This window comes from Castellaniella sp. (genome assembly GCF_049651205.1).
Classification (GTDB): domain Bacteria; phylum Pseudomonadota; class Gammaproteobacteria; order Burkholderiales; family Burkholderiaceae_B; genus Castellaniella.
This window is the reverse complement of the sequence record NZ_JBASBR010000018.1, coordinates 88,788-102,029: the sequence shown is the minus strand read 5'-3', so window position 1 is coordinate 102,029 and position 13,242 is coordinate 88,788. Positions and strand designations below refer to the sequence as shown.

The following is a 13,242-nucleotide window of genomic DNA, read 5'->3' as shown; positions in this document are numbered from 1 at the left end:
AAGGCTCCGAGCCGTATCGGCAGGCACAGTGCTGATGAGGGAAACCCGACAGGCCCTAGACTTTAGCCTCCCATGCCGCTGCACTTCCCATCAGCTACATACTGGGCAAATGAGGGATCGATATAAGAGCCAATTTCATTAACCGTTGGTGCGTGGCTAATTATACCGAGCCCTTCTCCCCACTTGGCCGCGTCGTAAATGTTATTAGGCAGATCCCCCAGCCATTCGCTCGTGACCACATCCTTAGGAGGAATTATGGAATCTTTCGGCAATGCAGCTTTTACACCCTCTTCAGATATCCCCACCCGTTTTGCCATTACAGACAAAGCCTTGGGATATTCATTTAGCATATCTTTCTGTGCCGATGCTGTCGTACATATAAATTCCTGAAGTTCCTTTCTGTTATCTTTGATAAATCGGTCTGAAAAGATGTAAAGTTGGAATCCTTTCGGAATACCGCCCTTACCACTTTCAGCTAATATATGCCCACCAGATGCAACCATCTGATTCCAAAATGGTGGCCAAATAAAGGCCCCATCAATTTGCTTGGTTTCAAATGCGGTTGCAGTTGACTGCGACTCCAGATTTACCTTGACAATATCAGACTCGGTAAGATTATTCATGGACAAATATTTTGCCAACATGTAATCAGTCAAAGAGCCAGTGACTGTCCCAATCTTTTTACCCTTTAAGTCCTGTGCGGTTTTAATACCTGGCGAAACAACAAATACATCTGGCTCAACAATATCCATCCAGACAATCTTCAATTTTAATTTCTTGCTGATGCCAATTGCTGTCGGCAGCAAACTAACATTGGTAAGACCCGCCAAAGTACCATTTATCATCAATGGAAACGCTGCAGCACTTGAATCAATAATCGTAAACTTAATATTGTCCTTATATCGATCAAGCCCTAATCCGTACTGGATGGGAGAAGGTTGAAGAAAAGCGCCAACCGTAAACTCTTTATCTTTTGCTTGACTGTTGCTGGCATACCCAGTGATCATCGCCAACGCAGAAACCAGAAGAATAGGCGAAACCAGCTTCCTCAGGTAATAGGGTCGAAGTATATTCCGCATAATCATCACCATTCCTTGAAATAATAGATCTTACAGAAAATTACGTGAACATCATGTTTACCGATAATAGTATTTATATATTATCAATCGATTTTTCAGTCTCTTGAATTGCATCCAGCAAAACGTCAGACACAGTCTTTATATCCTCCCTAGATATAATTAGAGGCGGCGCAATCGCAATGATATTACCCATAATTGGGCGAACAATCACCCCTCTTTCATACGCCTTTTGATATACCAGATTTGCCACCTGCGACGATGGACTTGGCCGCAGTTGAACACCAGCCAGGAGACCAAGCCCACTGCGAACTTCGGATACAAGGTTGGTCTTTTTCACCAAAACTGAAAGCGAATCGTGCAAGAATTGCCCTTCCGTGGCAGAGCGATCAACGAGACCTTCTCTTTCAATAATCTCTATATTCGCAAGTGCAGCAGCACAAGCGGTCGGGTGCCCTGAATATGTGTTTCCATGGAGAAATGCTCTATCGGCGTCGGAAGAACTCTTGAACGGTTCAAAGACCTTATCAGAAACCGCTACTGCACCCAACGGCAAATATCCGGAAGTAATCCCTTTCGCCATCAACATAAGATCAGGGACAACACCCCAGTTCTGGATGCCAAACCAACGGCCCGTACGCCCAAAGCCGCAGATCACTTCATCAGCAACGAACAGGATTCCGTGCTTGTCGCAAATCTCGCGTATCCGGACAAAGTAGTCATCGGGCGGAGCGATGACACCACCGGCCCCCATGATCGGCTCTGCAAAAAAGGCTGCAATGGTTTCAGGGCCTTCAAATGCAATCAGTTCCTCGAATGCCTCTACAGAGGAATGCTCTACGTGACAAAACCCAGGCGCCAGCGGCTCAAACATCCTCCTGTTTGCGGTAATGCCAGCGACAGACAACGCCCCCAGTGTTACCCCATGATAGGCACGCCGTCGGCCAATGATCTTATAGCGGGAGCTTTGACCCTTTAGCCTGAAATGCTGTCGCACGATCTTTATGGCCGTCTCTGCCGCCTCTGATCCACTGGTAGTGAAAAAGATCCTATCCAGATCGCCTGGGGTCAGCTGCGCAATCCGCTCGGAAAGCTCGGCAGCAGGAATATTTATACTGTCTACAAAAATAGAGTAGGCAGGCAGAAGCCGCATCTGTTTTGCTGTCGCCTCGACGATCTCCTCTCTGCCATAGCCAACCATCATGTACCATAGGCTCGCCAGGGCATCGATATATTTCTTGCCTGATTCGTCATAGATATGGCTGCCTTCTCCACGAACCCAGGTGTGCTGATTTCCGACAGTATTCCCCATATTTGAAAAAGGATTCCAAAGATGGGCACTTGCCATTAATTTTGAGTCATTCATAATTCACCAGTATATTTTCAAAAAAATAAATAATAAGTATTTATAAATTTAAAAAATCGCAATCTCCTAATCAACTACGCCAGATCACCTTAATAGAGATCTGATACGCCCTCTTAGTTCCACAAAAGTAGGGTCCAAAATCAACTCACTTTCTCGTGGCCGTACAAATGGTGAATTGATGATTTCTACAATTCTTGCAGGTCGCCCTTTTAGAATGACGACTCTATCCGACAGCAACAGGGCTTCTTCGATATCATGCGTCACAAAAAATACTGTTGACTGGTGGTTCTCCCAAACCCTTAACAACAAATCCTGCATAGACTGACGTGTTTGTGCATCAAGCGCTGCAAACGGTTCATCCATCAGGAGAACCGGGGCTTTTATAGCCAAAGTGCGCGCTAAAGCTACGCGATGCTGCATGCCTCCGGATAATTCATGCGGCAAATTGTTCTCATACCCGGCTAAGCCAACCTCACGCAATAATTCAACTGCCTGGCGATAAGAAGTCTCTTTGTCAAAGCCCAACGCAGTAGGGCCAAACAGAACATTTTTCAGTGCAGTAAACCAAGGGAACAATGCGGGCTTCTGAAGAACCATTGCTCGATCGGGCCCTGGAGCAGTAATCGGCTCTCCTGAGACTAAAACTTCACCAGATGTACAAGGCAGGAAGCCGGCGATAATATTCAGCAGTGTGGACTTGCCACAGCCGGAAGTGCCCATTACTGAAACAAATTCCCGCTTGGCAATATCAAAATTAATATCTTCGAAGATTCGCGTCCTCTCTGAGTGTTCACTCACGTATTCGTAAGTAACATCCTTTATCTCCAGACTTGGGCCTTGATCTCTCTTGTACGTTTCCGACATATTCTGTGCTTTCATCACTGGCACCATCCCTTATGATTCATACCCTGAGTGTCCATTTCCACATTCTCTAGCGATAACTAGCCAAGGATCAGGATTCCTCACATCCTTGGACGCCAGAACCCTGATCAGAAGATGGCTAATCAGTATTTAGCCTTTGCCCTTCCACGGAACCAACTTATGTTCGATTATTCTTATAATTCGATCAATGATATATGCCGCAATTCCAATCATGATGATCCCCACAAATATAGTGGCGGTATCAAGAAATCTGCCAGCTTTCATGATCATGAATCCAAGCCCTTGACTTGCAGCCAGAAGTTCAGCCGCTACGAGCGTGGTCCAGACAATAGCCGACGCGACCCGCATCGCAACAAAGATCTCGGGAAGCACTGAAGGGATGGTGACAGCACGCAGCATGAATGAACGTGACGCACCAAGCGTCAATGCGGTACGCTTTAATGAAACATCAACTCTTAAAATTGCCGCAGTCGTGGATATCGCAAAGATTGGAAATGCAGCGAAAAACAGCAATACAATTTTTGATGTCTCTCCGATCCCAAACCAAACCAGGACCAACGGAGCAAATGCGAGCGGTGGAATAGCACGGCCGGCCTCAAGAAGTGGATCAAGGGCAAATAAAATATAACGGCTATTCGCCATCGCAATGCCGATTGTTACCCCGACAACCAACCCAAGACCCCACCCTGCAAGCACTCTCATCACACTTATCGACAAGTTCAGCCATAAGCTCTGTTCCCCCGAGGTTGTTACTGCGAGGACCAGGAATTTGTCAATTACCTGCCCCGGTGTCGGCAGGATGATCTCTGAATCCACTATCCATTTTGCAGCGACCCACCACAGCAACACAGCGAACAATACCGCGGTAATTGAGATCATCACGTTGATAAATTTTCGATTAGAAGCCTTGCGTTTGATCTTTGTCTTCGTTGCGCCGACATCCTGTCGATTTTCAGGTGAATAGACATTATCAGCTGGAGGATTGGTTCTAGTCATCATATGGATCTTTTATCAATGAATAATAAATGCGTAGATTTCGATTCTACTTTCCATGATTTCAACGGATTTAGAGATTTCCAATAGATCAGCTTTTCTCTCAAAATCGTTGCGCTATATATTGAATCTCCTGGAATTCTTCAAGACCTTGCCTGCCCCCCTCTCTGCCCAGACCCGATTGCTTTGTTCCCCCCATAGGGATGAATGCGGTTGTGGGCGAAGGGTCATTTACCCCCAAGATGCCAGTATCGATTTGTTTGGAAAGGCGCCATATCCGCCCTTGATCGTTGGTCATGGCATAACTGGCTAGCCCCAATTCTGACGAATTGGCTTTCATGATCGCTTCGTCCTCGTCGTCAAACGATACAAGCGAGGCCACGGGACCGAATATTTCTTCTCTATTCAGTGCGCAATCATCAGGAACATCCACAAAAATGGCGGGTGCACAAAAACTGCCTTCTTCAGGAAGTATGAAATTGCGCGTCAATTGACGTGCGCCCTTGCCCAAGGCTTCAGTTACCATAGACATGACCGCATCAACTCGATGTGTATCAATGCAGGGGCCAAGGTCTGGCTCTGGGTCGGCCACACCGCTACCAAGTGTCATCTCATCAACTCGCTTGGCGAGGCGCGTGGAAAATTCTTCGAAAATCTCGCGCTGGACAATAAATTTATTGGCAGCAATACAAGATTGACCATTATTTCTGAACTTGGCGATCATCGCAGTTGTCACTGCCAGATCGATATCGGCATCATTAAAGACGATAAATGGTGCAGAACCACCCAATTCCATCAGCGGCCGCACAATTCTGTTAGAAGCGGTTTTCAAAATGCTTCGGCCAACTTCGGTGGAGCCCGTGAAACTCACAACCCGCACTGCCGGATGATCCAGGTACGCGTGGGTAATTTCATCTGCCGGCCCATGAACCAGATTTAAGACCCCCGCTGGCAGCCCTGCTCGTTGCAGCGCGCGATACATCATGACGACAGCTAAAGGGGCCTTTTCAGATGCCCGGGCAACAACTGTGCAGCCAGCTGCCAGCGCGGGCGCTATTTTCCGGGCTTGGATCGAGATCGGAAAATTCCATGGTGTCAGGCAAGCAGCAACACCCGCTGGTTTGGCAACAGACAAATGACGGCGGCCGTCTTGTTCGTTGGGATACAGAAACCCGATTGGCCGCCTGGCTTCCTCTGCAAACCAGCGGAAATATTCCACTGCCCCCTGCACTTCACCGATCGATTCGGAGATACGTTTGCCCGCCTCTAGCGCCAGTGTGTGTGCAATTTCTTTGGTATCTTTCGCCAGCTCTGACGCCCCAGCCAGCAAATGATCCGCTCTTTGCCGCGGTGAGATATTGGACCAATGTTTGAACGCAGCTTCAGCAGCATCACAGGCCTGCGCTGCCATATTTGCATTCCCGTAGTCAATTTGACCAACAACGGCGCCGTTTGCAGGATCATGAATATCCAGCTTATTGCTGGTTCCCAACCATTTCCCATCCACCAAATTTGTTTCTCGCATATTACTCACGCTATTACCCTTTAATGTGACGCTGGACTATTTTGAGTGATCTACAGCAACCAATAATTTGATGGAAATTCTTGATATGGTTCCGATTTATATTGGCTTTCCAGGAATTGCGTACCGCGATCTGCGGCAAAGCACATGGACTTGTCTCCTGTCAGGCTTTACTTTGGCATGTAAGCGCTTACAGTTTATTTTTCTCTAGTTGATCAAAGTCCGAGAGAATTGTCAAGAGGTGACGAAAGGCGCGAGAAATTAAAGGTGTGCGTGAATCAAGCCTGCTTCGCGAATACCAGTTCCGATCGCAGCCGCCCACACATGTTAGCGGCTGCCTGAGCGCGTCCCGCCTTACGCTGCCAGGGTGCCACGCAAAGCCGGATAGTCGGTGTAGCCATGGGCTCCACCGCCAAAAAAGGTGTCTCGATCGGCTGCATTCATGGGGTCTCCCGCCTTTAGCCTGGCGACGAAATCCGGGTTTGCAAGCACAAATTGTCCGTAGGACTCTAGATCGGCCAACCCGGTACCTACATCGGTACCGATGTGGTCGCGGGGGCGTCCCGCGCGGTTCAGGATCAGGGGTGCTTGCCATAAATTACGCAGCGCTTCCAATAAAGTTTCGTCACCCTGGTGCGCAATGTGCAGATAGGCAAGGCCCAACTGCTTGAGTTCGCCGACGAGTGATCGGTAGAGGCTGGGCCCATCGGGGCCTTCGTCGATTCCCCACAGATTCATACCGGGAGACAGACGAATGGCCGTGCGATCAGCGCCAATTTCCTCGGCAACCGCGCCGACAACTTCCAGGGCAAACCGGGTACGGTTCTGGATCGACCCACCATACTGGTCAGTACGGGTATTGGCGCTGGGTGCGAGAAACTGATGCACCAGATAAGCGTTGGCACCATGGATTTCGACACCGTCGGCTCCAGCTTCAATGGCGCAGCGTGCGGCATGGCGGAAGTCGCGAACAACCTGATGGATATCATCGATACTAAGCTGGCGCGGCGCAGGGATAGGCTGCATGCCCTGGCGCGTGAATAACGATGCACCCGGTGCTATAGCCGAGGGCGCAGTGGCCTGTCGGTGATGCGGCGTGTTGTCCGGGTGCGACATGCGCCCGGCGTGCATAAGTTGCATGAAGATGTGGCCACCTTCTTCATGCACGGTGCTTGTGACCTGGCGCCAACCGGCGACATGCGCCTCGGTATAAATACCTGGTGTAGTCAGATACCCCTGCCCATCCTCTGACGGCTGGGTTCCTTCGGTAATGATGAGCCCCAGGCTGGCACGCTGCGCGTAGTATTTTGCAGCGAGCTCACCTGGCGTACCGTCAAGCTCAGCACGCGAACGGGTCATGGGCGCCATGGCCAGGCGGTTAGGCAGCACGAGGCGCCCAACTCGAATGGGAGTAAGTAGTGCTTGGTTCATGATAATTTCCTTTCTATTTGATATCCTGTTTGACTGACCGGTACTCAAGTGTGCAGAGGCATCAGACAAGGCACGCCGTTACGCACCCCATCCCCCGCCAATCGCACGAATAAGCTCGACCACCGTCTGGGCCCGTTCGCCATCAAGCTGTACCGCTGCACGCCGCTGCTGCAACACCACGCGATCCGCGTCAATCACATCCAGATAGCTTACTGAGCCCTCGCGATACTGAATCTGCGACAGGCGGGCCGCCCGGGCGGCCGATTGCACTGCGGCATCCTGCACATCGGTTTGTTGCCCCAAAACACGCAGGCTCGACAAGCCATCCTCTACGTCCCGAAACGCACCCAGTACCGTCTGGCGATACGCCGCAACATCCTCTTCATAGCGAGCACGTGCAAGATCCACACCCGCCTGTCGCTGGCCACCATCAAAGATCGGCAAGGACAGCATCGTGCCAACCAGCGGCCCCAGCAGGAATGTCCGGCTGGACCATTGAAGCAAATCTCCAAGCTCGGAGGACTCATATCCCATCGCACCCGTCAGGCTCAATCGCGGGAAAAATGCGGCACGCGCCGCGCCGATACGCGCATTGGCTGCCGCCATGGCCCGCTCGGCTGCTGCAATGTCTGGACGGCGCTCGAGCAAAGACGAAGGCAGTCCGGCAGGGATTCCCACCGCCACACGTTCCAGCATATGGGCCGGCAAGGCAAATTCGGCGGGTGTCTTGCCCAACAACACGGCCAAGGCGTGCTCGGCGATCGAGCGCTGACGTGTAATCCCCAGAGACTGCGCCTGGGTTGTCGCCAGTTCGGATTTGGCACGTGCCACATCCAGCTCGCTGATATCGCCCTGCGCATAGCGGCGCTCCACCAGATCCAGGGTCTTGCCACGCAACTCAACGGTGCTGCGATAGAGTGCCTGTTCAGTATCCAGCCGGCGAATCAGGAAATACGCCTGCGCGACGTCTGCTTGTAAAGCAAGCTGCACAGATCGGAACAAGGCCTCTCTTTGTTGTGTATCGGCCGTGGCCGCATCAACCGTGGAGGCAATCCGTCCAAACAGATCGACTTCGTAGGAAATGCCCGCCTGTGCGCGCCACAAGGTAAGCGGCGGATTAGGTGCCTCTGCAGACAAACCCCGGGAGGCGTTTGAAGCCCGTTGACGGCTTGCCCCAAAGCCAGCATCCACCCGAGGCATCCACTCGGCGCTTGCCCCTTTCTGCAAGGCACGCGCCTGGGTGACGCGGGCGGCAGCCGCCTTCAAGTCTTGATTGGCCTCCATGGCTTGCGCTTGCAAAGCATTCAGCTCGGCATCGTTGAATATTTCCCACCATCGGCCGCGCGTCATCGCATCCGAGGGCTGTGCCGCCTTCCAGCGTTGGGCAGCCTCGGGCGAAAGCGTAGCCTCTTTGAATGCAGCAGGCACCTTGACGGATGGTCGCTCATAATCCGGCCCCACCGCGCAGCCTGCCAGCAACGCGGCCAAAAACACGGGCCCAAGAACAGTTCGTAAATATGTTGTCATGGAAATTCTCGATTACTCTGCATGGATAGCCAGCGTGGGCGCCTCATGCGCCGAGGCCGAATGCAGGCTGCGACGCCCCAGCGAGCGCAGCAAGACATAAAACACCGGTGTCAGGAACAAGCCGAACAAAGTGACACCCAGCATGCCGAAGAACACGGCAATCCCCATCGCATGGCGCATCTCGGCGCCGGCGCCCACCGACGTCACCAGGGGCACAACACCCATGATGAATGCAATGGATGTCATCAGAATGGGGCGCAAACGCAGGCGGCTTGCTTCAATGGCTGCCTTGATGGTTGGCACGCCCTGCAATTCCAGTTCACGTGCAAATTCCACAATCAGGATGGCGTTCTTGCAGGCAAGGCCAACCAACACCATCAGGCCGATCTGCGTAAAGATATTGTTGTCGCCCCCGGTCAGCCACACGCCGGTCAGGGCCGCAAGAATGCCCATAGGCACGATCAGGATAACCGCCAAGGGAAGCGTCAGGCTCTCATACAAGGCCGCCAGCACCAGAAACACCAGCAGCACACTGATGGGAAACACCCAGAGGCCCGAATTGCCCGCAATAATTTGCTGATAAGTCAGATCGGTCCACTCGAACTTCACGCCGGCGGGCAAGGTGGTTGCCGCAATACGTTCGGCGGCAGCCTGCGCCTGATCCGACGAATACCCCGGCGCCGGCCCGCTGTTGATGTCGGCGGCGGTATACCCGTTGTAGCGCACCACCATCTCGGGCCCAAAGCTGGGTGTCACCTCGACCAGCGACGACAGCGGCACCATCTCGCCCGAACGGCTGCGCGTCTTGAGATGCAGGATATCTTCGGGACGAGACCGGTACTGCGCATCCGCCTGCGCCCTAACCTGATACACACGCCCAAACCGGTTGAAGTCATTGACATACAACGACCCCAGATAAATCTGCATGGTGTCGAACACATCCGTAATCGGCACACCCAGCTGTTTGGCCTTGGTACGATCCAGATCCACATCCAGCTGCGGCACATTGATCTGATAGCTGGAAAAGGATGGTCCCAGCTCAGGCGTCTGGCGGGCCTTGGCGAGAAACGCCTGCGCAGCCTTATCCAGCTGTGCGTAGCCTACCCCGGCACGATCCTCGATCTGCAGCTTGAAGCCACCGACCGTGCCCAGGCCCATGACCGGCGGCGGTGGAAAGACGGCAATGAATGCGTCCTTGATTCCCGAGAATTGCTGGTTCAGGCTGGCCGCGATGGCATTGGCCGACAGCGCGGCATCGCGACGATCCGCAAATGGCGCAAGGGTCACGAAGACAATCCCTGCGCTTGAACTATTGGTAAAGCCGTTGATGGACAGGCCCGGGAATGCAATGGCATTTTCCACACCGGGTTGCTTCAGGGCAATGTCGCCCATGTCACGAATCACCTTTTCGGTGCGATCCAGGGACGCACCGTTGGGCAGCTGAGCAAAGCCAATGAGGTACTGCTTGTCCTGGGCCGGCACAAATCCCCCAGGCACGAGATACGAAATTCCGATTGTCAGCGCCAGCAAGACGGCATAGACCCCCATGAAAGATGCCTTGCGGGAAACCACACCCGATACTCCGCCGGCATAGCGATCGGAGGCACGGCCAAAGAAACGATTAAACCGCCTGAAAAAGCCGCCCAGAAACCGGTTCATGGTGCGCGTCAGCCAATCGGGTGCCTCGCCGTGTCCCTTGAGAAGCAAGGCGGCCAGCGCAGGCGAAAGCGTGAGCGAATTGAACGCCGAAATCACCGTCGAGATGGCGATGGTCATGGCAAACTGCTTGAAGAACTGGCCGCTTAAGCCCGTCATGAAAGCCAGGGGCACGAAGACGGCCACCAGCGTCAAGGCGATTGCGATGATGGGGCCACTGACCTCGCGCATGGCGCGATAAGTGGCGTCACGTGCAGACAGGCCCTCGGCGATATTGCGCTCGACGTTCTCGACCACCACGATCGCGTCGTCAACCACAATGCCAATGGCAAGCACCAGACCGAAGAGCGACAAGGCATTGATGGTGTAGCCAAACGCCAGCATCAGCGAGAAAGTACCCACGATGGAAACCGGCACTGCCAGGAGCGGAATAATCGATGCGCGCCAGGTTTGCAGAAAAATGATCACCACCAATACCACTAGGGCGATTGCCTCTAGCAGGGTATGGATGACTGCCTTGATACTCGAGCGCACAAACTGCGTGGGGTCGTAAACGATGTTGCTTTTGATCGATGAAGGAAAATCAGCCGACAGCTCCTTCATGGCGACGCGCACCTGATCCGACACGGCCAGCGCATTGGCACCCGGCGACTGCATGATGGCCATCCCCACTGCAGGCTTATTGTCCAGCAGAGAACGCAAACTGTATTGGGCCGCATCAAGCTCTACACGTGCCACGTCGCCCAGGCGTGTGACCCCGCCATCCGCCGAGGTCTTGAGGATAATGTTGGAAAATTCATCGGCAGTCTGCAAGCGGCCGTGTGCATTGACCGACAGCTGCATGGGCACATCGGCCAGGCTGGGTGATGCACCAATGGTACCCGCCGCCACCTGCACATTCTGCTCACGGATGGCCGCAACCACGTCGCTTGCAGTCAGGCCACGCTGTGCGACTTCCCGCGGGTTCAACCAGACACGCATCGCGTAGTCGCCCGACCCCCATATCTGAACTTCACCCACGCCTGGAATGCGTGAGAGCCTATCCTTGATATTGAGTACCGCGTAATTGCGCAAATAGGTGATGTCGTAGCGATTGTCGGGCGAGAGCAGATGCACCACCATGGTCAGTGTGGGCGAGCTCTTGACGGTTGTCACCCCCAGCCGCTGCACTTCCTCAGGCAATCGCGGCAGTGCCTGGGAGACCCGGTTCTGCACCAGTTGCTGGGCCTTGTCCGGGTCGGTCCCCAGCTGGAAATTCACCGTAAGTGTCAGGTTGCCATCGCTATTGGCCTGCGACTGCATATAGAGCATATGCTCTACGCCATTAATGGATTCTTCGAGAGGCGCAGCAACCGTCTCCGCAATGACCTTGGGGTTGGCACCGGGATACTGTGCATGCACCACCACCGAGGGGGGTACTACCTCTGGATACTCGGAGACCGGCAATTGAAACATTGCCAGGCCACCGGCCAGCAGGATCAGAACCGACAGCACCCCGGCAAATATCGGTCGATCAATAAAGAACTTTGAAATATTCATCAGTCGTCAGCCAGGTGATCAGGAGTGGGCTTCAGTTGCCGTCACAGGCACCTCAGGTGCCGACGAAGCAAGCTCCGGTTGGCCGGATGCCAGTACGGGATGCGGCGTCACGGAGTCGCCCGGCCGGACACGCTGCAGGCCGTTGACAACGATGCGCTCACCCATTTTCAACCCCGATTCGACAACCCTTTGTCCACCCTCACCCGCGCCCAGGCGCACCTCGCGATAAGCCGTCTTGTTGTGCTTGTCGACCACCAGCACGAATCGCTTGTCCTGGTCTGTGCCAACCGCCCGCTCATCAATCAATATCGTTGGACGGGGCGCACCGCCGCCCAGCTGAATACGTGCGTACAGGCCCGGCACCAACGCGCCGTCTGCGTTATCAAACACCGCCCGCACGCGGATCGTGCCCGATGAGATATCAAGATGGTTATCAATGGACACCAGGCGGCCGGTGCGCGGATACCCATCCTCGCCAGTCAGGCCCATCCGGATCGGTATCGACTGCACCCCTGTCTTGCGGGCCGGATTCACAACCTTCAGGAAGCTTTGCTCATCCACATCAAAAGAGGCATACATATGAGACATCGACACCAGTGAGGTGAGTGGTGCCGCTCCGGCCCCCGCTGTCACCACATTGCCGACGGTCAGTGCCGCACGCGATACGCGGCCCGAGATGGGCGCCACGATCCGGGTATGCTCCAGATCCAGTTCAGCTGATTCCAACATTGCCTGGGCCGCCAACAAATTGGCAGCCGCGCCCCTCGATGCATTGCGTTTTTCCTCATAGTCCCGCTTGGCGATGGCATTGTTTGCCAGCAGGCGCTTACCCCGCGCCAAGTCGGACGCCGTGTAGGCAGCCCGCGCACGCGCGGCAGCCAGGTCGGCTTTAGCGCGGTCCACCGCGGCCTGGTAGGGGCGCGGGTCAATCGTGAACAGCGGACTGCCCTTTTGCACAAAGCTGCCGCCGGTAAAGTGCACGGCAGTCAGGGTGCCGGACACCAGGGGGCGAATATCCACGTGCTCAACGGCCTCGAGCCGGCCCGAATAATCGTGCCAATCCGTCATCATCTGGCTGCGAACCGTGGCGACATCAACCGCCGCGGCCATGACTGTTGGGGGGATCGCGGCCCGGGCTGTTCCGGCGCGTAGATAAAATGCCGCAATGCCGATAGAGGCAAGCACCACAGCGACGACCGCCGCAGCGTATCGATTGGATTTTGAAAACATGATGATCCTCGGGTGGCGCG

9 protein-coding genes are annotated in these 13,242 nt (G+C 54.0%); all 9 read right to left on the bottom strand.

Annotation, left to right across the window (positions count from 1 at the left end; all coding sequences use genetic code 11):
* Nucleotides 1-62 precede the first annotated feature (62 nt).
* Nucleotides 63-1,007, bottom strand: a complete 945-nt coding sequence (locus WA928_RS11910) for an ABC transporter substrate-binding protein (RefSeq protein WP_424304043.1) — start codon at nucleotides 1,005-1,007, stop codon at nucleotides 63-65.
* Nucleotides 1,008-1,152: 145 nt separating this feature from the next.
* The gene (locus WA928_RS11905; protein ID WP_424303815.1) at nucleotides 1,153-2,442 is read right to left on the bottom strand and encodes an aspartate aminotransferase family protein; all 1,290 of its coding nucleotides are present in this window, start codon (nucleotides 2,440-2,442) and stop codon (nucleotides 1,153-1,155) included.
* Nucleotides 2,443-2,526: 84 nt separating this feature from the next.
* Nucleotides 2,527-3,321 (bottom strand): ABC transporter ATP-binding protein, encoded by a 795-nt coding sequence (locus tag WA928_RS11900; protein WP_424303812.1) that lies wholly within the window; start codon nucleotides 3,319-3,321, stop codon nucleotides 2,527-2,529.
* Between the two features lie 132 nt (nucleotides 3,322-3,453).
* Nucleotides 3,454-4,323, bottom strand: a complete 870-nt coding sequence (locus WA928_RS11895; protein ID WP_424303809.1) for an ABC transporter permease — start codon at nucleotides 4,321-4,323, stop codon at nucleotides 3,454-3,456.
* Nucleotides 4,324-4,420: 97 nt separating this feature from the next.
* Nucleotides 4,421-5,842: an NAD-dependent succinate-semialdehyde dehydrogenase gene (locus WA928_RS11890; protein ID WP_424304040.1), complete on the bottom strand. Its 1,422-nt coding sequence runs from the start codon at nucleotides 5,840-5,842 to the stop codon at nucleotides 4,421-4,423.
* Between the two features lie 351 nt (nucleotides 5,843-6,193).
* Nucleotides 6,194-7,270: an alkene reductase gene (locus WA928_RS11885; RefSeq protein WP_424303806.1), complete on the bottom strand. Its 1,077-nt coding sequence runs from the start codon at nucleotides 7,268-7,270 to the stop codon at nucleotides 6,194-6,196.
* A 78-nt stretch (nucleotides 7,271-7,348) separates the two neighbouring features.
* Nucleotides 7,349-8,797, bottom strand: a complete 1,449-nt coding sequence (locus WA928_RS11880; protein WP_424303803.1) for an efflux transporter outer membrane subunit — start codon at nucleotides 8,795-8,797, stop codon at nucleotides 7,349-7,351.
* 12 nt (nucleotides 8,798-8,809) lie between these two features.
* On the bottom strand, nucleotides 8,810-11,992 hold the full coding sequence (locus WA928_RS11875) for an efflux RND transporter permease subunit (RefSeq protein WP_424303800.1): 3,183 nt from the start codon (nucleotides 11,990-11,992) through the stop codon (nucleotides 8,810-8,812).
* A gap of 18 nt (nucleotides 11,993-12,010) precedes the next feature.
* On the bottom strand, nucleotides 12,011-13,222 hold the full coding sequence (locus WA928_RS11870; RefSeq protein ID WP_424303797.1) for an efflux RND transporter periplasmic adaptor subunit: 1,212 nt from the start codon (nucleotides 13,220-13,222) through the stop codon (nucleotides 12,011-12,013).
* Between the last annotated feature and the right edge of the window lie 20 nt (nucleotides 13,223-13,242).

Excerpts from the sequence above, each read along its gene's own strand:
- WA928_RS11910 (WP_424304043.1), bottom strand. The coding sequence starts at position 1,007 with ATGATCACTGGGTATGCCAGCAACAGTCAAGCAAAAGATAAAGAGTTT.
- WA928_RS11905 (WP_424303815.1), bottom strand. The coding sequence starts at position 2,442 with ATGAATGACTCAAAATTAATGGCAAGTGCCCATCTTTGGAATCCTTTT.
- WA928_RS11900 (WP_424303812.1), bottom strand. The coding sequence starts at position 3,321 with ATGAAAGCACAGAATATGTCGGAAACGTACAAGAGAGATCAAGGCCCA.
- WA928_RS11895 (WP_424303809.1), bottom strand. The coding sequence starts at position 4,323 with ATGATGACTAGAACCAATCCTCCAGCTGATAATGTCTATTCACCTGAA.
- WA928_RS11890 (WP_424304040.1), bottom strand. The coding sequence starts at position 5,842 with ATGCGAGAAACAAATTTGGTGGATGGGAAATGGTTGGGAACCAGCAAT.
- WA928_RS11885 (WP_424303806.1), bottom strand. The coding sequence starts at position 7,270 with ATGAACCAAGCACTACTTACTCCCATTCGAGTTGGGCGCCTCGTGCTG.
- WA928_RS11880 (WP_424303803.1), bottom strand. The coding sequence starts at position 8,797 with ATGACAACATATTTACGAACTGTTCTTGGGCCCGTGTTTTTGGCCGCG.
- WA928_RS11875 (WP_424303800.1), bottom strand. The coding sequence starts at position 11,992 with ATGAATATTTCAAAGTTCTTTATTGATCGACCGATATTTGCCGGGGTG.
- WA928_RS11870 (WP_424303797.1), bottom strand. The coding sequence starts at position 13,222 with ATGTTTTCAAAATCCAATCGATACGCTGCGGCGGTCGTCGCTGTGGTG.